The 19,612-nt window shown below is 63.6% G+C and carries 16 protein-coding genes and 1 pseudogene; 5 read left to right on the forward strand and 12 right to left on the reverse strand.

Going from position 1 to position 19,612, the window contains the following annotated elements; all coding sequences use genetic code 11:
- Positions 1-32: 32 nt before the first annotated feature.
- The 7 genes from AC07SZ_RS05675 to cpaB are packed head-to-tail and all read right to left on the reverse strand — an operon-like array spanning position 33 to position 7,317.
- On the reverse strand, positions 33-998 hold the full coding sequence (locus tag AC07SZ_RS05675) for a type II secretion system F family protein (RefSeq protein WP_494913691.1): 966 nt from the start codon (positions 996-998) through the stop codon (positions 33-35).
- A gap of 1 nt (position 999) precedes the next feature.
- Positions 1,000-1,965 (reverse strand): type II secretion system F family protein, encoded by a 966-nt coding sequence (locus tag AC07SZ_RS05680; RefSeq protein ID WP_494913692.1) that lies wholly within the window; start codon positions 1,963-1,965, stop codon positions 1,000-1,002.
- A 5-nt stretch (positions 1,966-1,970) separates the two neighbouring features.
- A complete protein-coding gene (locus AC07SZ_RS05685; RefSeq protein ID WP_056572253.1) occupies positions 1,971-3,392 on the reverse strand; it encodes a TadA family conjugal transfer-associated ATPase in 1,422 nt (473 codons plus the stop codon).
- Positions 3,389-4,603 carry a CpaE/TadZ family protein gene (locus AC07SZ_RS05690; RefSeq protein ID WP_056572255.1) on the reverse strand — a complete coding sequence of 405 codons (1,215 nt, stop codon included), beginning with the start codon at positions 4,601-4,603 and terminating at the stop codon, positions 3,389-3,391. Before AC07SZ_RS05690 ends, AC07SZ_RS05685 begins: the two co-directional genes overlap by 4 nt.
- Before the next feature lie 35 nt (positions 4,604-4,638).
- A complete protein-coding gene (locus AC07SZ_RS05695) occupies positions 4,639-4,908 on the reverse strand; it encodes a hypothetical protein (RefSeq protein ID WP_056572257.1) in 270 nt (89 codons plus the stop codon).
- Positions 4,909-4,914: 6 nt separating this feature from the next.
- Positions 4,915-6,354, reverse strand: a complete 1,440-nt coding sequence (locus AC07SZ_RS05700; protein ID WP_413814135.1) for a type II and III secretion system protein family protein — start codon at positions 6,352-6,354, stop codon at positions 4,915-4,917.
- A 36-nt stretch (positions 6,355-6,390) separates the two neighbouring features.
- Positions 6,391-7,317, reverse strand: a complete 927-nt coding sequence (gene cpaB, locus AC07SZ_RS05705; RefSeq protein WP_494913694.1) for a Flp pilus assembly protein CpaB — start codon at positions 7,315-7,317, stop codon at positions 6,391-6,393.
- A 236-nt stretch (positions 7,318-7,553) separates the two neighbouring features.
- On the opposite strand from cpaB, the gene parE reads away from it, so the two are divergent.
- Positions 7,554-9,611, forward strand: a complete 2,058-nt coding sequence (gene parE, locus AC07SZ_RS05710; RefSeq protein WP_494913696.1) for a DNA topoisomerase IV subunit B — start codon at positions 7,554-7,556, stop codon at positions 9,609-9,611.
- Positions 9,612-9,657: 46 nt separating this feature from the next.
- Entirely contained in the window at positions 9,658-11,727 is a 2,070-nt protein-coding gene (locus AC07SZ_RS05715) for an FUSC family protein (RefSeq protein ID WP_494913697.1), read from the forward strand.
- Here the strand turns inward: AC07SZ_RS05715 and AC07SZ_RS05720 are convergent.
- Positions 11,724-12,848 carry a DUF2336 domain-containing protein gene (locus AC07SZ_RS05720; RefSeq protein WP_494913699.1) on the reverse strand — a complete coding sequence of 375 codons (1,125 nt, stop codon included), beginning with the start codon at positions 12,846-12,848 and terminating at the stop codon, positions 11,724-11,726. The two genes, AC07SZ_RS05715 and AC07SZ_RS05720, sit on opposite strands and share 4 nt — an antisense overlap.
- 110 nt (positions 12,849-12,958) lie before the next feature.
- On the opposite strand from AC07SZ_RS05720, the gene AC07SZ_RS05725 reads away from it, so the two are divergent.
- Both AC07SZ_RS05725 and AC07SZ_RS05730 read left to right on the forward strand, forming a co-directional pair.
- Positions 12,959-13,453: a MaoC family dehydratase gene (locus AC07SZ_RS05725; protein ID WP_494913700.1), complete on the forward strand. Its 495-nt coding sequence runs from the start codon at positions 12,959-12,961 to the stop codon at positions 13,451-13,453.
- Positions 13,453-14,334 (forward strand): HpcH/HpaI aldolase/citrate lyase family protein, encoded by an 882-nt coding sequence (locus AC07SZ_RS05730; RefSeq protein ID WP_494913701.1) that lies wholly within the window; start codon positions 13,453-13,455, stop codon positions 14,332-14,334. Before AC07SZ_RS05725 ends, AC07SZ_RS05730 begins: the two co-directional genes overlap by 1 nt.
- Here the strand turns inward: AC07SZ_RS05730 and AC07SZ_RS05735 are convergent.
- Positions 14,333-14,793 (reverse strand): annotated as a pseudogene (locus AC07SZ_RS05735) (flavin reductase family protein); the annotation flags it as partial. The gene AC07SZ_RS05730 and the pseudogene AC07SZ_RS05735 overlap by 2 nt on opposite strands.
- On the reverse strand, positions 14,794-15,378 hold the full coding sequence (locus AC07SZ_RS05740; RefSeq protein WP_494913702.1) for a nitroreductase family protein: 585 nt from the start codon (positions 15,376-15,378) through the stop codon (positions 14,794-14,796).
- 154 nt (positions 15,379-15,532) lie between these two features.
- On the opposite strand from AC07SZ_RS05740, the gene AC07SZ_RS05745 reads away from it, so the two are divergent.
- Positions 15,533-16,495 carry an RgsD C-terminal domain-containing protein gene (locus AC07SZ_RS05745; RefSeq protein WP_494913703.1) on the forward strand — a complete coding sequence of 321 codons (963 nt, stop codon included), beginning with the start codon at positions 15,533-15,535 and terminating at the stop codon, positions 16,493-16,495.
- 24 nt (positions 16,496-16,519) lie between these two features.
- Here AC07SZ_RS05745 and AC07SZ_RS05750 read toward each other — a convergent pair whose 3' ends face one another.
- Entirely contained in the window at positions 16,520-17,464 is a 945-nt protein-coding gene (locus AC07SZ_RS05750) for a lysophospholipid acyltransferase family protein (protein WP_056572275.1), read from the reverse strand.
- An 85-nt stretch (positions 17,465-17,549) separates the two neighbouring features.
- Positions 17,550-19,526, reverse strand: coding sequence for a threonine--tRNA ligase (gene thrS / locus AC07SZ_RS05755; RefSeq protein ID WP_056573390.1), 1,977 nt, complete (start codon positions 19,524-19,526; stop codon positions 17,550-17,552).
- Positions 19,527-19,612 lie beyond the last annotated feature (86 nt).

The following is a 19,612-nucleotide window of genomic DNA, read 5'->3' on the forward strand; positions in this document are numbered from 1 at the left end:
AGCCGGCCCAGGATCCAGGGTATCAATATTGGCTAGTGGCTACCCGTCATCTTCACGATGATGGGGATGACCGCGATCATCAGGACCACCGGCAGGATGCACACCGTCACCGGTATCGACATCTTGGCCGGCAGAGCGTGCGCTTTTTCCTCGGCCAGCGACATGCGCTTGTGGCGCATTTCGTCGGAGAAGACGCGCAGTGCGCCCGACAGGCTGGTGCCGAGTTCCTTCGACTGCTGCAGGAGCGTGGCGAAGGAGCGGACCTCGTCCAGGCTGAGGCGGTCGGCGAGCGCCTTCAGCGCATCGTCGAGGCTGCGCCCTGCCCGCAGTTCCAGCGACACCAGCTGCAGGTTCTGGCTGAGCGCGGGATAGGTCTTGGCGAGTTCCTTGGAGACACGCTCGATGCCGGCCTCCATGCTCATGCCGGCATCCGAGCAGACGATCATCAGGTCCATGAAGTCGGGAAAGCCGTTGCGATATTCGCGCATCTTCTCCCGCACCTTCTGGGTCAGCACAAGGCCAGGAAGGAAATAGCCGGCCACGCCCGACAGGATCACGAACGCCCAACGGCTGGCCATCGTCGCGTCGGCATTGGCCAACCATTGGTTCAGGACAAACGCTCCGATCGCGGCGCCGACCAGCGCCGAGAAGCGTATGATGAAGAACGTGCCGACGGCGCGCGGCTCCATATAGCCGGCCTGGATCAGCTTCATGCGCAACCGGGCGACATTTTCGGGATCGCTCTTGGCGTAGAATTCCTGTGCCCGCCTCACCGCCTTCTCGCGCACGACATTGGCGTTCTTCTTCTGCAGCGGCTCGGGTTTCGCGGCCGCGGGACCTTGGTCGACCTTGAGCCGGCGCTTCACTTCGTTGCGGTCGCCCTTCGCCGCCACCATCGGCCATGCGACCGCGCCACTGCCCAGGGCCAGCAACAGGACGGCCACCGGCATCAACGAGGTCGGAGCAAGCGAAGCGAGGAACTCGATGAGGCCCTGCATGTCAGAACCTGAAATTCGACATCTTGAACATCATCAGATTGCCCAGCATCAGCCACGTCACCGAGCCGCCGATCAGGTACCAGGTTTTCGGCTCGTCCCAGACATCGCGGTAGAAGCCCGGCATCAGCGCCATGATGGCGGCAAACAAAAGTGCCGGTATCGCCGTCAGGATATAGGCCGACATGCGGCCTTCGGTCGAGATGGCGCGCACCTTGCGGCGCAGCTTGCCGCGCTCGCGGATCGTCAACGCCAGACCGTCGAGGATCTCGCGCAGATTGCCGCCCGAACTGGACTGGATCGAGACGGCGGTGATGAACAGCGGCAGATCCTCATGGCCGACCCTGTCGAACAGCGAATTCAGCGCCGAGACCAGGTCGGAACCATAGGTGACCTCATCGGCGATGACGCCGAATTCGGTGCCGATCGGATCGGGCATCTCGCGCGACACCATGGCAATGGCCACCGGCACGGGATGACCGGCCTTGAGGCCGCGTGTTATCAGCTCCAGCGCCTCCGGCAGTTGCATGCCGAAGCGCTTGAGCCGGCGCTTGCGCTTGAAGCGCATCACCACCACCGGCAACAGCGGCACCAGCACCACGAACAGGACAATCCCCATCAAAAGCGGCAAGCCATGCCAGATGGCGACCAGGGCCATGGCCAGCGCCACGCCCGAGGTGATCATCAGGAATCTCGACAGCGGCATGATCATGCCCGACTGCGTGCGCAGGGCACGGAACCGGTCCGGCGAGAACAACGAGGTGCCTGCATCGAGACCCCGTTCCTTGCGCAGCTGGATCAGCACCTGCTCCTGGCTGATCTTGTTCTGCTGCAGCTTCATGCGCCGGTTGATGGCGGTGCGCTTGTCGCTGCGGCCAGCGTAGAGGAGATAGCAGGCCTCGGCGATCATGATGCCGGTGACTGCTGCCCCGGCATAGACGACATAGATCGCGCTCAGCCCGTCGAACACCCTGGTTACTCCTGCGGCCGGCCGGGTTCGAAATAGCGTCCGGGAAACTCGATGCCCATGGCGCGCAGATCTTCCAGGAAACGCGGCCGGATGCCGGTCGCCTCGTAATAGCCGAGAATCCCGCCATCGGCGTCCATGCCGGTGCGCACGAAGCGGAAAATCTCCTGCATCTGGATGACGTCGCCTTCCATGCCGGTTACCTCGGCGACGCTCGTCACCTTGCGCTTGCCGTCGGAAAGCCGGGTCAGTTGGACGATGATATCGATGGCGCTGGCGATCTGGCTGCGGATCGACTGCACCGTCATCGGCATACCGGTCATGCCCAGCATCTGTTCGAGGCGCGAAATGGCATCGCGCGGCGTGTTGGCATGGATGGTCGCCATCGACCCCTCATGGCCGGTGTTCATCGCCTGCAGCATGTCGAAGGCCTCCTCGCCGCGGCACTCGCCGAGGATGACGCGGTCTGGGCGCATGCGCAGCGCGTTCTTGACGAGATCGCGCTGCTTCAGTTCGCCATGGCCCTCGATGTTGGCGGGACGTGTCTCCATGCGCGCGACATGCGGCTGCTGCAGCTGAAGTTCGGCCGCGTCCTCGATGGTGATCAACCGCTCGTCCTCGGGGATGAAGGCCGACAGCGCGTTCAGCATCGTCGTCTTGCCGGTACCGGTGCCGCCCGAAATGATCGTCGTCTTGCGGGCGTGAACCGCCGCCGCCAGCACTTCAGCCATGTTCTGCGTGATGGCGCCGAATTCGACCAGCTTGTGAAGGCCGAGCTTGTTCTTGGAGAATTTGCGGATCGACACCAGCGGCCCGTCGACGCCGACCGGGCGGATGGCCGCGTTGAAGCGCGAGCCGTCAAGCATGCGCGCATCGACCATCGGCTGCGATTCATCGACGCGGCGGCCGACCGCGGCGACGATCTTGTTAATGATTCTAAGCAGATGCGCCTCATCCTTGAACGGGATATGGACCTGCTGCAGCTTGCCCTTCTTTTCGATGAAGCAGTTCTGGTGGCCGTTGATCAGGATGTCGTTGATGTCCGGATCCTTGAGCAGCGGCTCGAGCGGACCGAGGCCGACCATCTCGTCGACGATATCGTCGACCAGCGCCTCTAATTCGACGGTGTTGATCGCCATCCGCTCCTGGCGGGTCTTTTCAGAAACGAAATCATGCACCTGCCGGCGCATCTCCTCCTTGGGCAAACGCTCCAGCGCCACGAGGTTGATCTCCTCGAGCAGCATGCGGTGAATGCGGACGCGCGCATCGAGCACCTTGTTGGCGTTCTTTGCCGGTGCGATATCAGGCTTTGCCGGCAAGGCCTTCCGGCTGGTCGGGATGACGACAGCATGATGCGCGACCGGGGCTGATTCTGCCGGACGCTGCGGCCGCGCGTCACGGTTCTGCAGGGTTGAAAAACGGCTGGTCATCCGGCCTTCCTCCTCAAGAAGTCCTTCCCGAGACCGAATAGCGACTTCGACTTGGCTCCGGTCGCGGCTGCCTCCTCCGGAAGAATGATCCTCTTCAGGTCGTTGACGACATTGGCATTGGGGTCGATTTCGTGAAGCGGCACGCCGCGGTCGACTGCCTCGCGCACCAGCCGGTAGTTGTTGGCGATGCCGCCGACGAAATGCTCGCCAAGGATTTCCTGGACGTCGGCCTGCTTGATGCCGTTGTCGAACATCTTCTGCTCGAAACGGTTGACGATGACGTTCGGCTTCACTTCCTTCCCGGCGGTCTCATAGACAGCCTGGATCAGCCTTTGCGTGTGGCGCAGGCACGGCACGGTCATCTCGGCGACGATATAGAGCTTGTTGGAGCCGAGCAGCACGGTCTCCGTCCAGGGAAACCAGGTGCGCGGCATGTCGATGACCACATTGTCGAAATAGGCCGAGACGAGGTCCAGCATGCGTACCACGACATCGGTCTTGAACGAGCGCATCTCCGCCGGGTGGGTCGGCGCGGCCAGCACGCACAGCCCGCTGGCGTGCTTTGACAGCATCACGTCGAGCAACTGCCGGTCGAGGCGTTCGGGCTGGTTTTCGATCTCGGTGATGTCGAAACGTGGTTCGAGGTCGAGATATTCGGCACAGGCGCCCTGCTGGAAATTGAGATCGACCACGCAGGTCGAGGCGCCACGCGTCACCGAATGATGCAGCTGGAAGGCGGTCTGCAGCGCCAGCGTCGTTGTCCCGACGCCGCCGGCGGCAGGCATGAAGGTGTAGATCTGCGACTCGGTGTTTTCCTCCCGTCCCGGCCCCTGCAACGCCCGCACCACCGAGCGCACCAGGTCTGCCGTTGTGATTGGCTTGACCAGGAAATCGGCGACCTTGAGCTGCACCAGGATGCGCACCGCGGCCGCGTTGAACTCCTGGGTGACGACGACAACCGGTGTCTTGCCCTCCAGCCGGCGCATGATGCGCTGCAGCGACTCGACCTCCTCCAGCCTGGCCGCGTCCATGTCGACGATGATGGCGCCGAAATCGGCCTCCTGGATCTCGCCACGCAACTCGGTGACACTCTTCTCCACCGCCGAGAGCTGGATGATCTCGGAGGCGGCGAATGCCGTCCGCGTGTCCTGCACGAAGGTCCTGTCCGTCGATACGAGCAGGATTTTCCGGGTCTTGATGCCGTTTGCCATTTTTATCAGCCTGTGGGCTCGATCGCCCTTTGGGGTCAGTTGCCCGTGGTCGTCTGCGACGCCTTCGACGCGGCGGCCTGATCGGGGGTGACGGGTCCGGCATCGCCACGCTTGGCAGGCACGAGAAGCCTGGTGTTCTGGACACCGTACTTCCAAGGATCGACCATCTGCATGACGGTATTGGCGGCCTGGGCGTTACCGGCCCCGGTCGTCAGCCCTTCACTGCGCACATAGTCGTCGCTGGTGCAGCCGGCGGCGAAGCCGGCCAAAAGCAAGGCGATGCTCGATCTCAGGATCAGACGCATGGCACTTCAGTCCTTCGGCAGGTCGAGGAAATGCCCGACCGTGGTGGCGGGAGTGGCTCGTGCGGCACTGCCATCAGCCAGCGCCAGCGCGCGACCGGTGTCCGATGCCTTCACTTCCTCGGTGTTGTTGAGGAAATAGTCGACGTTGCTGGCCGGCTGCGTGCCGTCGGTCGGCTCAGCCATCTTCTTCGATGGGTCGACCGGCTTGACCAGATAGGGCGTGACGATGATGACCAGATCGGTCTCGCGGCGCTGGTAGGACTTCGACGAGAACAGCGGTCCAAGCACGGGCATCTTGCCGAGGCCGGGAATGCGCGATGTGGTGATGTCGTTCTGCGACTGCAGCAGCCCCGCGATCATGAAGCTCTGGCCGTTCTTCAGGTCGACCGAGGTCTTGGCGCGGCGCACGATGAAACCGGGCACGGAGATGGTGCCGATGTTGTAGGATGCCGACGCATCGATCGAGGACACTTCCGGCGCGATGTCGAGGCTGACCAGCCCATCCTTGAGCACTGTCGGCGTGAAGTCGAGGCTGACGCCGTACTTCTTGTAGCTGACGGAGATCTTGCCGTTGTCCTCGGAAACCGGGATCGGAAATTCGCCGCCGGCCAGGAAGCTCGCCGTCTCGCCGGAACGGGCAATCAGGTTCGGCTCGGCCAGCCGGCGGGCGAGGCCGCGCTCTTCCAGCGCCTTGATCGCGACATCGATCGACACGCCGTTCGACAACAGCCGGCCGATGATCTCTCCGGTTCCAGCCGGCGGCACGGTTCCCGGAGCGATGGTGACGTCGCGTCCACCAATGCCGTAGGCGAAATTGGCGCTGTATTTGGCGCCGAGATCCTGGCTTGCCTGACGATTGATCTCGACAAAGCGGACGTTGAGCTGGACCTGCTGCGAGGACGAGATGTTGACGGAGTTGATCACTTCTTCATTGCCGGAAAAGCGGCTGGCGATCTTGCTTGCCTTGTCCGCGGCGACAGCGTCATCCGCCTCGCCCGACAGCACGACACGGCCATTGGCCGAACCGACCTTGATCTTGGCGTCCGGCACGCTGGCGCGTATGGTGCTGGCCAGTTGATCCGTGTCGAGCGTCACCTCGATGTCGACGGTGCCGACAAGCTGCTTGTTCTCGTCGAACAAAGCGATGCCGGTCGTACCGAGATTGTTGCCCAGCACATAGAAGGATTTGTCGGTCAGCGGATTGACGTTGGCGATCTCCGGATCGCCGATGACAATCTGGTAGAAAGCGGCGCTCGTCACGATCGTCCTGGGCTTCCCCTTGGCGACCTTGATCGACGCATTCTTGGTCGCCGAGACATAGACGACGTCATTGCCTGCCCTGGCCGCGCCGGGCAAGCCAAGCATCCCGCTTGCAGCCAGGGCAACCGCCATCCCCAGGGTGCGCACGAAGCGCAACCGGCCTGCCATTCGATATAGGGTACGCATCAACATTGCCCCGTCCCGACCGGTCCCCACCGGCCTTTACTTCTGGTCCCGCGCAGGAACCTGATATTCCTCGGCCTTCGTGCCGCGCGTCACGATGACCGTCTTGAATTTCGGCTTCTCCGGCTCCTTGGTCACTGCATCGAACAAGGAGCCGGCCGCGGCCTGAGCCTTGGCCGCTACCGATCCGCCGAAGGAAGAGATGGTGGTGACGCCATTCTTGCCGTCGCCGCCTTCGCTGGCTGAGCGCAGCGACAGCGACAGCGTGCCGACGGTGCGGGCAAGCGCCACTTTCTGCGCGCCCTCGGTCGTCACCTCGATGGTCACGGAATTGGCCACCTGCGGCGCGGTCTGGCGCTCGTCGGCGCCCTGCCCGACGCTCAGCACCTTGGCGTCCGCAACCACGATCTCGGACGTGATGGTCGAACCGGCCGCCCCTTGCGCATTCTTGGCGACCTCCTGGATTTCGCCGGCATCGCGCGTCAGCACGACATCGACGCGGTCGCCCGGCGTGACGAAGCCGCCGACACCGGCAATCTCGTCGGTGCGGATGGTGACCGCGCGCATGCCCGGCGTCAGCATGTTGGAGAGCGTCGCGCGGCCGTTTGGCCCCGACAACTTGGTCAGCAACACGGGTTCGTTGACCTCGATCGGCGACAGCACGACGCGGCTGCCTTCGCCAAGCAACCCGTCGATGGTGGCAAAAGCACCCTGCGGCAGGGAATCCTGCGGCCACGGGATTTCGATCAGCTTTGCACGGTCGATTTCCATGCCGTAGCGCAACGGCGCGTTCGCCACCACGATGGTCTTGAACTCGATCCTTGGCGGAGCCGGAGCAGCGATCGACGCCGTCTTCTCCTCGGCGTCGGCCCTGGCCTGACTTTTGACCCAGAAATCCGCGGCAAAGATCGATATCGCGCCGAAAACGGCGGCGATGCCGATCATCGTTATGGCCTTGCCCCTCACGCCGAAACCCCTGATGCCCGTCGTTTCTTGTTATGTTGGGCTCACGCTAGGCCGCTTTGTTAAAGAAACAGGAATCCCGGCCAGCGGTATCGGACCTATTTCCGCCCGCTTGGTTATCGAATGGTTTTAAGGTAAGAGGGGTCAATCCCCGAACGTAACAGGAACCTCCGTCGCTTGGCGCTGAAAAGCGTGGCAGTATCGGCGGGTGATTCGCAGCACCGGACCCTATGGCAGGCATGGACGACAACAACGATCTCTTCGGCAACATGGACAAGCAGCCGCAGCCGGTTCGCACACCGGTGCGCCCGGCGGATCCCCTTGTGCAGGCTGCGGCCAAGCGCACGCCAGCGACCAAGGATGGCAGCGAGGGTTACAGCGCCGCCGATATCGAGGTGCTCGAGGGCCTGGAGCCGGTGCGTCGCCGGCCAGGCATGTATATTGGCGGTACCGACGACAAGGCGATGCACCATCTGTTCGCCGAGGTCATCGACAATTCGATGGACGAGGCGGTTGCCGGCCATGCCACCTTCATCGATGTCGAGCTTTCGGCCGACGGGTTTCTGACCGTTACCGACAATGGCCGCGGCATCCCGGTCGATCCGCATCCGAAATTCAAGAAGCCGGCGCTCGAAGTCATCATGACGACGCTGCATTCGGGCGGCAAATTCGACTCAAAGGTCTATGAAACCTCCGGCGGTCTGCATGGCGTCGGCGTTTCCGTGGTCAACGCGCTGTCGGATCATCTTGAGGTCGAGGTCGCGCGTGGCCGCCAGCTCTACCGCCAGCGCTTTTCGCGCGGCATTCCGGTAAGTGGCCTGGAGCAGCTTGGCGAGATCCACAACCGGCGCGGAACGAAAATCCGCTTTCATCCCGACGAGCAGATCTTCGGCAAGGGCGCGGCGTTCGAACCGGCGCGGCTCTATCGCATGACGCGCTCGAAAGCCTATCTGTTCGGTGGCGTGGAAATCCGCTGGACCTGCGATCCCTCGCTGATCAAGGAAAAGGACCAGACGCCGCCCAAGGCGGAGTTCCATTTTCCTGGCGGCCTGAAGGACTATCTAAAGGCATCGCTCGGCGACGACTTTCAGGTCACCCGCGAAATCTTCGCGGGAAAAAGCGAAAAGCAAGGCGGCCATGGCTCGCTCGAATGGGCGGTGACGTGGTTCGGCGGCGACGGCTTCATCAATTCCTACTGCAACACCATCCCGACCGGCGAAGGCGGCACCCACGAGGCCGGCTTCCGCAACGTGCTGACCCGGGGCTTGCGCGCCTATGCCGATCTTGTCGGCAACAAGCGCGCCTCGATCGTCACCTCCGAAGACGTCATGATCTCGGCGGCGGGCATGCTGTCGGTGTTCATCCGCGAGCCTGAGTTCGTTGGCCAGACCAAGGACAGGCTGGCGACGATCGAGGCGATTCGCATTGTCGAGACCGCGATCCGCGATCCATTCGACCATTGGCTGGCCGACAATCCACAGGAAGCCTCGAAGCTCTTGGAATGGGTAATCGCGCGCGCCGACGAGCGGGTGCGCCGGCGCCAGGAAAAGGAAGTGTCGCGCAAGAGCGCGGTGCGCAAATTGCGCCTGCCGGGCAAGCTCGCCGACTGCACGCAGAACGCGGCCGCTGGTGCCGAACTGTTCATCGTCGAAGGCGACTCGGCTGGCGGCTCGGCCAAGCAGGCACGCGACCGTGCCAGCCAGGCCGTATTGCCGCTGCGTGGCAAGATCCTCAACGTCGCCAGCGCCGGCAACGACAAGCTCGCCGCCAATCAGCAGATATCCGACCTGATCCAGGCGCTTGGCTGCGGCACACGCTCGAAGTACCGCGACGAGGATTTGCGCTATGACCGCGTCATCATCATGACCGACGCCGACGTCGACGGTGCCCACATCGCCTCGCTGCTGATCACCTTCTTCTACCAGGAAATGCCGGCGCTGGTGCGTGGCGGCCACCTCTATCTGGCGGTGCCGCCGCTTTACTCGATCAGGCAAGGCGGCAAGGTCGCCTATGCCCGCGACGACGCGCACAAGGACGAGCTCCTGCGCACCGAATTCACCGGACGCGGCAAGGTGGAGCTTGGCCGCTTCAAGGGCTTGGGCGAAATGATGGCCTCGCAGCTCAAGGAGACCACCATGGACCCGAGGAAGCGCACGCTGCTCAGGGTCGACGTGATCGACGCCGAGGCCGCGACCAAGGACGCGGTCGACGCGCTGATGGGCACCAAGCCGGAAGCCCGCTTCCGCTTCATCCAGGAGCGTGCCGAATTCGCGGAGACGGAAGTGCTGGATATCTGAGCGCCACCCGGTCCATAACACGGGCTCCAGTTGCGGAGACGAGCATGTGACCCGGGCACGGCTGAAAGCTTATTTCGAGACAAGCTTGGCCGGGCTGACACAGCCGACGCGCTCGGACTGGATTTTCGCCCTGCGCACCGTTTCGGCCGGCCTTATCGCGCTCCTCGCCGCCTATGCGCTGCGGCTCGATCACCCGCAATGGGCGATGATGACGGTATTCATCGTCGCCCAGCCGGTTGCCGGCATGGTGCTGGCGAAGGGTTTTTATCGCCTGCTCGGCACGCTCGCCGGCGGCGTCGCCGCGATTGGCATCACCACGATCTTTGGTACCGGCCCCTGGGTGCTGGTGACGGTGCTGGCCGTCTGGATCGGCATCTGCACCTTCGTCTCCTCACTGCTGCGCAACCCGGAAGCCTATGGCGCGGCCCTGGCCGGCTACACGGCCATGATCATCGGCCTGCCCGCCTTCGGGCAACCGCACCTTGTCGTCGATCTTGCAGTCGCGCGCTGCGCCGAGATCATACTCGGTATCGTCTGCGCCGGCCTGACCAGCCGGCTGATCCTGCCGAAACTGGCTAGTGACGCCATCATCTCGCGGCTGAAACGCTGCATTCTCGACCTCGCCATCTATGCCGGCGGTGCGTTCTCCGGCGGCGATCGGGCAACGCTCATCGGACTGCACCGCAAGCTCGTCGCCGACACCCAGACGCTTGGCGAGATGCGCGCCTATGCCAGGCTCGAGGCGCCGAGCTTCGCGCCCCGCGCCCATCCGGTCCGGCGCACCATAGGACAGCTGCTCTCGGCGCTCTCGGCCGCACGTGCGCTGCATTCACACGCCGCTCCAAAGAACGCCGCGCTCATTCCGGTACGCTCGGAATTGCAAGTGCTTGTCGGTGAACTGGCGGCCAAACCCGGCGCCTTGGATGATACCGCGCCCTGGGTGGCACGGCTCGACGCGATCTCGGCCAAGGCCAGGCAAATGCCCGATGCCCCGGTCGACCAGGGTGACGACAGGGTCGGCACCATCACCCGCCTCACCATCGCCGCCGATTTCGCCGAGGCGCTGAAGCAGGTGCTGCGCGGTCTGGACGCGCTGCGCTCGCCAGCCGCGCGCCGTCAAGGCCGCGCCAGCCGGCAACCCGCCCTTGTGGTGCATCGCGACTATCCCGGCGCCGCGCGTAACGCCGTCCGCGCGGCCCTTGCCACATTGCTGGTCGCCGCATTCTGGCTGACGACGAAATGGTCGGAAGCGGCCGGCACCGTCATTCTGGTTGCCGTCGTATCGAGCCTGTTTGCCGCCCGCCCCGACCCCGTGCAGGTATCCTGGGGCTTCTTCAAGGGCACACTGCTCGCGTTGCCGTTTGCCTTTCTCGTCGGCCAGATCGCGCTCCCCGCGCTGCCCGGTTTCGGCTGGTTCACGCTTTTTGTCGTTCCCATATTGGTGCCGGCGGCGCTCGCCATGGCCAATCCGCGCTATGTCGGCGTGGCGACCGCCTTCGCCATCAATTTTCTCGCCTTCCTCAGTCCGCATCAGGCGATGACCTATGCCCCTGGCCCCTTCCTTGCCGGCTCGGCATCGATCCTGGTCGGCATCCTGCTGGCGATCGGGGTCTTCATCGTCGTGCTCCCCGCCGACCCGTGGCTCGCGGCCAACCGCATCGTGCGGGCCATGCGCGAGGATCTGGCCCGGCTTTGCCTGCACGAGCGCGTGCCGAGGCGATCGGCCTTCGAGAGTCTCGCCTATGACCGGGTCAACCAGTTGATGCCGCTGGTGCAGAATTCCGGCAGGAAGGGCGAAGCAGTTCTGGGTGGCGGCGTCGCCGCGGTCACGGTCGGTCTGGAAATCCTGCGGTTGCGCAGCGCAAGCCAGAACCACGCCATCCCGTCCGAGACCGCGCTTTCGGTCGCCAACTTCCTGAGGGGGCTGGCGCGCGAGCTGCTTTTCCGCGCGCCAGGTGACCCGCAGACAGCGACTGTCGCCGTGGCCCGGCAATATGCGGCGGGCATAGCCCAGCGGAACGCCAACAGCGACGCGCTGCAGATCGCGGCATCACTGCGCATTATCGCCGCGGCGATGGAGGATTTCCCGGATTTCTTCGCCAGGGATAAAGGCTAGGCCGCGGCGATCGCCAGCGCATGGCCGCGTGCATTCTCGCGCAGGGCGTCAAGATGGATCGACTTGACCAAAGCGGCGAGATCGCCTTCCGCCGATTGCCCACCCAATTCCTTGAGCATCAGCCAGCTGACTTCCTGCACGCCGGCAACGCGCTTGCCATTGGCGACTTCCCGCCAGATTTTCAGCGCGCGCAGGATGATCGCATGCGTGGCGGCGGCAAGGCCGGCGCTGCGAAACAAGGCTTGCAAGGCGACATCGTGCCCGCCCGCCAACAGCGCTCTCACGCGCTGTTCAGACTGCTGGCCGAGTGCCACCAGAGTCGAGCCGAAGAAATCGACCTTGCCATGCGCGATGGTGCGGATGAGGAAGCTTGCGGTGAGATCGCCGCGCAGCCTGAGATGCTCGATCAACGCCGCGTGTTCTTCCTGGCGCGTGCCCTCGATCAGCGTCACCGATGCTTTGACGCAGGCATCGCGCATGACGCGGTCGGCACGCGCGGCGCCCATCAATGCCATGACCAGTGGCGATGTCTTCAAGGTTTCGCCAAGCTTGATCAGCAGCATATGCCGGCAGTCGGCAGGCAGGCGTGCATCCGATATCAGCGCCTCGCGCACCAGAGGCAGATGCCCGTGGCGTTCCGCCATGCGGCGGAAACTGAGGGAAGCGATGTCGGCGCCACTGTTGGCCAGCAGCACCGCGCAGGCTTCCGCCTCGCCAATCTCGGCAATGGCCGCCGACAGTGCCATCGAGACGAGCGGACGGTCCGCGATCAGCTTCTGCGTTGCCTTCTGGCTCGCCGCCACGCGGTTGATCAGATCGGCGTCGGTGAGCAGCGGCGAGCGCGCCAGCACGACACCGGCGACCTCGGGCTGGTCGGAAGCCAGCGCGCTGATGATCTGCAGCGGCGCGTGGTGGCTCATGGAAAGCGCTTCGGCCATTGCCAGCCGCACTTTCGACGATGCATCGTCGAGCAGCAACGTCAGCGCGGCCTCCGCGGCGCAGCGATCCTCGAACGGCAATTCGGAATTGACATAGGCCCGGGCCAGCGCGTTGGCCGCGGCGGCACGCTCGGACACCCTGGCCGTGTAGATCCACTTCAGGAAATGCGAAACAACAACCATGCCCGCCTGCTAATGCCCCTTGCCAGAAGATTTCCGGCCCCGGTGAGACGGTAGGCAGAAATGGTTTACGAACGGTTCACCATGTTCATTAACTGGCTTGCGACTGCCGAATGCAGCGCTTATCAACCGTCGGACAGCGGAGGAGACAGCAAATGGCCGGGCTATATCTCGAGGAATTCGTCGTCGGCCACGTCTTCCAGCACACGCTGCGCAAGACCGTCACCGAGAGCGACAACATGCTGTTTTCGGTGATGACGCTGAATCCGCAGCCGCTGCATATCGATTTCGACTTCGCCGCCAAGAGCGAATGGGGCAAGCCGCTGGTCAACTCGCTGTTCACGCTCGGCCTGATGATCGGCATTTCAGTCAATGACATCACGGTCGGCACGACGGTCGCCAATCTCGGCATGAAGGAAACCGTGTTTCCGCATCCGGTCTTTCACGGCGACACCATCCGTGTCGAAACCTCGGTCGTCTCGGTGCGCGAGTCCAAGTCGAAACCCGATCGCGGCATCGTCGAATTCGAGCACCGCGCCTACAATCAGCATGGCGACCTCGTCGCCAAATGCACCAGGCAAGCGATGATGCTGAAGAAGGCCGCCTGATGCGTTCGCTGCTGTTCGTTCCCGGCGATTCCGAACGCAAGCTGGAAAAGGGTTTTGGCGCCGGCGCCGACGTGGTGATTGTCGATCTCGAGGATTCCGTGGCGCCGCAGAACAAGGCTACGGCGCGCGCGGTCGCCGCACGCTTTATCGTCGAACGCAGGGGGCAAACTACCTCGGCCATCTATGTCAGGGTCAACGACCTTTCGACCGGATTGACCGACGACGATCTCGCCGCGCTCGTTGCGGCAAAGCCGGACGGCATCATGCTGCCCAAATCCAACAGCGGCCAGGATGTGCAGCACCTCTCGGCAAAGCTCAGGGTTCGGGAGGCGGAGAACGGCCTGCCCGACGGCTCGATCAGGATCCTGCCGATCATCACCGAAACCCCGGCAGGAATACTCGCCGCGGCGACCTATGCCGGCGCAAGCGCGCGGCTCGCCGGTCTGACCTGGGGCGCGGAAGACCTGTCGGCGGCGATCGGCGCGCGCTCCACCCGCGACGAGCAGGGCCGTTACACCGACGTGTTCCGCCACGCCCGCCTGACGACTATCCTGACGGCCGGAGCCGCAGAGGTCGCCGCGATCGACACAGTGTTCCCGAATTTTCGCGACATGGCGGCATTCGCCACGGAATGCGCCGAGGCCGAGCGAGACGGCTTCACCGGCAAGATGGCGATCCATCCCGACCAGGTACCGGTCATCAATGCGGCCTTCACGCCCTCCGCCGAGGCGGTCAAGCAATCGGCGGCAATCGTCGCGGCGTTCGAGGCGGTCGGCAATCCCGGCGTCGTCGGTATCGACGGCAAGATGTACGACCGCCCGCATCTGCGGCTGGCCGAAAGGCTGCTTGCACGCGCGAGGGCGGCAGGCATTTCCGCCTGACCTCGCCGGCAACGACGACGGCGCTGGTTGGCGTTCCGTCCAACGCCCTTGGGCGGAAGACTTCCGTCACCCGGCATTCCAGCGCGGCGGGCGCTGCCGCCACACGGGGCGGCTTGACGAGACGCGAAGGCGCCATGGCGAGATCGGCATAGACGAACTCGTTGACGCCAGGCGGCGCGTTGACGGACGTGTAGTTCATCTTCTCCGCGAGATCGCGGCTGACCAGGTTGGCGACGAACTCGCCGGTCTCCTGGGCAAAGGAGGCGCTGTCCTTCTCTCCTTCCGACGAGAACCAGACGATGAAAGGCCGTGTCGAAACCGCATTGAAGAAAGAGTATGGCGCGAGATTGATCTCGCCCGCCTTGTTCAGCGTCGATATCCAGCCGACCGGGCGCGGCGCCACGATCGCCTTCGACGGATCGTGGGCAACCCGTGTCCCATGGACGGCTCATAGAACATTCAGCCCGCCCAGGGTCCTGAGTAATCGGCGAAGAGCTTGGCCGGATCGGGCCGTGGCCGCTCCGGCGCCTGGCCGGCATAAGAGCCGATGTGGATGAAGCCGACGACGCGCTCCCGCGGCGCCAGTCCGAGGATTGCCCTGCCCTCCGGCACGTCGGAATACCAGTTGCTGATCATGTTGGTGCCATAGCCCAGTGCATTGGCGGCAATCATCAGGTTCATTGCCGCCATGCCGCCGGACAGGAACATTTCCCATTGCGGGATCTTGGGATTCTCTTTCGGCACCGACACCACGCCGATCACCAGCGGCGCACGGGAAAAGCGCGCCAGCTCCTGGTTGCGGCGGCCCTCGGGCAACGGCCCTTCCCGCTGTTCGGCGAGCTCCGCGAGCTTCTTGCCGATCTCGACGCGGACATGGCCGCGATAGAGGATGAAGCGCCAGGGCTCGAGCCGGCCATGGTCGGGCACGCGCGTGGCGGCGGCGATCATCGTCGCGATATCGGCGTCGCTGGGTGCCGGCTCCTTGAGGTCCGGAATCGGTGCTGAATTTCGGGTCAGCAGGAAGTCGATGATCGGCGACGCCATGGGCGCAAGTCTCCTAGACACTCTGTTTTGAGCTGAAGCGCACCATCGGGAAATCGGGCGGCTCGGGCAAAGGCGCGCGAGCGCCGGGCTGAAGAGTCGTGGATCGGACTCTTAAGCCTTGAAATTGCCACCGCCATGGGCTTCAACGCAAGGCATGTTTGAGGGGCGACTGCGTCTTTTCCTGGTTTGGCTCTGCGCCGCGCTGTTCCTGCTGCCGGTCTCCTTGGCTGCTGCGCAGGAAAAGGACGGCGTAAGCGACCTCAAACTCCCCGGAATTTCGAGCTATGCGACGCCCAGGACCGAAGCCCCGCTGGCGCTTGGCGGCGGTGGCGCCATCACTTTGTCGGCCCAACTGACCGACAAGGGGACCGACATCACCCGTGGCCTCGTCTGGCGTGTCTTCAGGCCCGAACCCGTCAACGGCAAATTGCCGATGGTCGCCTCCGCCCATGGCGGCAGTGCCGTCTTCCAGCTCGAGCCCGGCAGCTATCTGGTCCATGCCTCCTATGGCCGCGCCGGAGCCACCAAACGCATCACTGTGGGCAAGGAAGCCAAGCGGGAAAGCCTGGTGCTCGACGCCGGGGGCCTGAAGCTCGACGCGGTTCTGTCCGGCGGTGTGCGCATTCCCCCGAAAAAACTGCGCTTCTCGATCTATGAGGGCACCGCCGAGGCCAATGGCGACCGCGCGCTGATCATTCCCGACGTCGAACCCAACAGCGTCGTGCGGCTCAATGCCGGCATCTACCACGTCGTCTCGACCTATGGCGCGGTCAACGCGGTGATCCGCTCCGACATCCGCGTCGAGGCCGGCAAGCTGACCGAGGCCACCGTCGAGCATCACGCCGCCGAGATCACGATGAAGCTGGTGCGCGAAACCGGCGGTGAGGCGATCGCCGACACGTCCTGGTCGCTGCTCAACGAATCCGGCGATCCGATCAAGGAAACCGTCGGCGCCTTCGCCTCGATGGTGCTCGCCGAGGGCGACTACACCATCATCGCCAAGAACCGCGACCGCATCTACCAGAAGGATTTCACGGTCGTGGCCGGTCAGAACCAGGAGATCGAGGTTCTGGCCACCGAAGCGGCGGCGATGGACCCGGAAGAAGGCGCGGATTAGCCTTCTACGGCCCATTCCCCGATTTCAGGCTGCCAGCTTTAGCTTTGTCCGTGCCGGCAGGAAGGGAATCCGGCGGCGTGGCAGCTGTGGCGCCAGGTCGAACACGCCGCGGTAAAGCCGCTCGAGCAATGCCTTGCGGTCGCGCAACGGCTCCAGCTCACTCCAGCTCAGCACATCGCCGACGCGCACGTCGATCGCCTTGCCGGACAGCCGTGCGAATTCGCGGATGAGCAGCGACGTGCGCAATGTCAACGAGGCCTTGCCGACGAATTTGGCCACCCGGCCGTCGCGCTCGGCCATGTTCATCGGCCCGCTGACCAAGTGGAATAGCCTGCCGTTCTGCCCGGAAAAATGCATGGGAACGACCGACGCCTTCGCTTCCTGGACGAGGCGGGCGGGAAACATCTTCCATGGCAGGTCGCGCGCCCTGCCGAACCCTTTCGGCGCGGTGGCAACGCCGCCGGCCGGGAACACCACGATGGTGACACCTTCCTTCAGCAGCCGCACCGCTTCATGGCGCACCGCCATATTGTTCTTCAGCGCGTCCTTGGTCTCGGAAAAGTCGATCGGCAGCGAATAGGGTTCCATTTCGCGAATCCTGAGCAGATCCTTGTGGATCATCACCCGGAAAGGCCGCCCGAGCTGCTCCGCCAGCGAGAGCACCGCAATGCCGTCGCCAATGCCGAAGGGATGGTTGGCAACGATCACCAGCGGCGTATCGGGCAATTGTGCGGGCGGCCATTGATCGGCGGTTCGCACGCCGACATCGATCAGGTCGAGCATACGGCTGAACACGCGCTCGCCGGTCGGTACGACCTCACGGCGCCAGAAATCGTAGAGCGCCGCAAAGCGATCGCGGCCCGAAAGGCCTTCGACGGAATGAATGAACCACCGCGCCAGCACCGGCTGGTGCGGATTGGCGTAGGAAAGTTCGGGAAAGGACCGTTCGCGCAATTTCAGCTTGAGCATGGGGGCTTGTTACAAGATCGGCGTGACAGGGATATGAAAATGGCGGTGGATCGCTCCACCGCCACCATCAAAGGTCCTGCTCAAATCAGGCGGCGCGCTTGCGCCGGCGATCGGGCGTGACCGCTTCTTCGGTCAGCCGATCGATTGCCTGGGCAAGGCCCAGCGACTCCTGGTCACGCGATCCAAGCCGGCGCATGTTGACCGTCTGCTCTTCCGCCTCGCGCTTGCCGCAGACTAGGATGACCGGAACCTTGGCCAGACTGTGTTCGCGGACCTTGTAGTTGATCTTCTCGTTGCGCAGATCGGCCTCGGCCGACAAGCCCGCGGCCTTGAGTTTTGCCACCACTTCGGTCGCATAGCCGTCGGCGTCGGACGTGATCGTCGCCACCACCACCTGCAGCGGCGCGAACCACAGCGGGAAGTGACCGGAATAGTTCTCGATCAGGATGCCGAGGAAACGCTCCATCGAGCCGCAGATGGCACGGTGCACCATGACCGGCTGCTTCTTCTCCGAATCGGAGCCGATGTAGAAGGCTCCAAAGCGTTCCGGCAGGTTGAAGTCGACCTGCGTCGTGCCGCACTGCCATTCGCGGCCGATGGCATCCTTCAGCACATATTCGAACTTCGGCCCGTAGAAGGCGCCCTCGCCCGGATTGATCGAAGTCTTGATCCGATTGCCGGATCTCGTCCTGATCGTCTCCAGCACGCTGCCCATGATCGCCTCGGCGTGATCCCACGCCTCGTCGGTGCCGACACGCTTGTCCGGCCGCGTCGACAGCTTCACGCTGATCTCGTCAAAGCCGAAATCGGCATAGGTCGACAAGATCAAATCATTGATGCGCAGGCATTCCGACGCCAGCTGCTCCTCTGTGCAGAAGATGTGCGCATCGTCCTGCGTGAAGCCGCGCACGCGCATCAGCCCGTGCAGCGCGCCCGATGGTTCGTAGCGATGCACATTGCCGAATTCGGCAAGTTTTACGGGCAGATCGCGATAGGACTTCAGCCCATGCTTGAAAATCTGCACATGGCCCGGACAGTTCATCGGCTTCAACGCGAAAACGCGATCGTCGTCGGTGTCGTCGCCGGCAACCGTCACCTTGAACATGGCGTCACGATACCAGCCCCAGTGGCCTGACGTTTCCCACAGGCTCTTGTCGAGCACCTGCGGAGCGTTGACCTCCTGGTAGCCCTGCTCGTCGAGCCGGCGGCGCATGTAGTTGACCAGGTTCTGGAACATCTTCCAGCCCTTGGCATGCCAGAAGACGACGCCCGGTCCCTCTTCCTGGAAATGGAAAAGGTCCATCTCGCGGCCAAGCTTGCGATGGTCGCGCTTCTCGGCCTCCTCCAGCATCGTCTGGTAGGCATCAAGCTGCGCCTGGTCGGCCCAGGCCGTGCCGTAGATGCGCGTCAGCATCGGGTTGTTCGAATCGCCACGCCAATAGGCGCCGGCCACCTTCATCAACTTGAAGGCATTGCCGATCTGGCCGGTCGAAGCCATGTGCGGACCGCGGCAGAGATCGAACCAGTCGCCCTGGGCGTAGATCTTGAGATCCTGGTCCTCGGGAATGGCGTCGATCAGTTCAAGCTTGTAGCGTTCTCCCTTGTCGGCGAAAACCTTCTTGGCCCTGTCGCGCGACCAGACCTCCTTGGTGAACGGCTTGTTGCGCGCGATGATCTCGCGCATCTTCTTCTCGATCACCGGAAAATCGTCGGGCGTGAACGGCTCGTTGCGGGCAAAGTCGTAATAGAATCCGTTCTCGATCACCGGCCCGATAGTCACCTGCGTTCCCGGCCACAATTCCTGCACGGCCTCCGCCAGCACGTGGGCGGTGTCGTGACGGATAAGCTCAAGCGCGCGCGCATCGTCGCGAGTGATGATCTCGACCTTGCCGGACTTGCCGAGCGGGTCGCTGAGGTCGCGCACGGTGCCGTCGATGGCATAGGCGACGGCCTTCTTGGCCAGCGACTTCGAGATCGATTCGGCAAGGCCGGCACCGGTCATCGCCGCGTCATAGTCTCGGACGGAGCCATCGGGGAATGTCAGGGAAACGGAATTCAGCATCATGTATCTCCTATCCAGTCCCGCAAACGAGCGCGGGTGGTAAAATGCAGGTCACCGGCGGCTTGCGGCCGCGACCTGCATCAGGT

This window comes from Mesorhizobium sp. GW821-FHT07A06 (assembly GCF_059419085.1).

Bases quoted from the DNA above. Each gene is read 5' to 3' on its own strand.
- AC07SZ_RS05725 (WP_494913700.1), top strand. From the start codon at position 12,959: ATGCAGCGCTTATCAACCGTCGGACAGCGGAGGAGACAGCAAATGGCC.
- AC07SZ_RS05700 (WP_413814135.1), bottom strand. From the start codon at position 6,354: ATGCGTACCCTATATCGAATGGCAGGCCGGTTGCGCTTCGTGCGCACC.
- AC07SZ_RS05750 (WP_056572275.1), bottom strand. From the start codon at position 17,464: ATGCTCAAGCTGAAATTGCGCGAACGGTCCTTTCCCGAACTTTCCTAC.
- parE (WP_494913696.1), top strand. From the start codon at position 7,554: ATGGACGACAACAACGATCTCTTCGGCAACATGGACAAGCAGCCGCAG.
- thrS (WP_056573390.1), bottom strand. From the start codon at position 19,526: ATGCTGAATTCCGTTTCCCTGACATTCCCCGATGGCTCCGTCCGAGAC.
- AC07SZ_RS05730 (WP_494913701.1), top strand. From the start codon at position 13,453: ATGCGTTCGCTGCTGTTCGTTCCCGGCGATTCCGAACGCAAGCTGGAA.
- AC07SZ_RS05690 (WP_056572255.1), bottom strand. From the start codon at position 4,603: ATGGCAAACGGCATCAAGACCCGGAAAATCCTGCTCGTATCGACGGAC.
- AC07SZ_RS05720 (WP_494913699.1), bottom strand. From the start codon at position 12,848: ATGGTTGTTGTTTCGCATTTCCTGAAGTGGATCTACACGGCCAGGGTG.
- AC07SZ_RS05745 (WP_494913703.1), top strand. From the start codon at position 15,533: ATGTTTGAGGGGCGACTGCGTCTTTTCCTGGTTTGGCTCTGCGCCGCG.
- AC07SZ_RS05675 (WP_494913691.1), bottom strand. From the start codon at position 998: ATGCAGGGCCTCATCGAGTTCCTCGCTTCGCTTGCTCCGACCTCGTTG.
- AC07SZ_RS05740 (WP_494913702.1), bottom strand. From the start codon at position 15,378: ATGGCGTCGCCGATCATCGACTTCCTGCTGACCCGAAATTCAGCACCG.
- AC07SZ_RS05695 (WP_056572257.1), bottom strand. From the start codon at position 4,908: ATGCGTCTGATCCTGAGATCGAGCATCGCCTTGCTTTTGGCCGGCTTC.
- AC07SZ_RS05685 (WP_056572253.1), bottom strand. From the start codon at position 3,392: ATGACCAGCCGTTTTTCAACCCTGCAGAACCGTGACGCGCGGCCGCAG.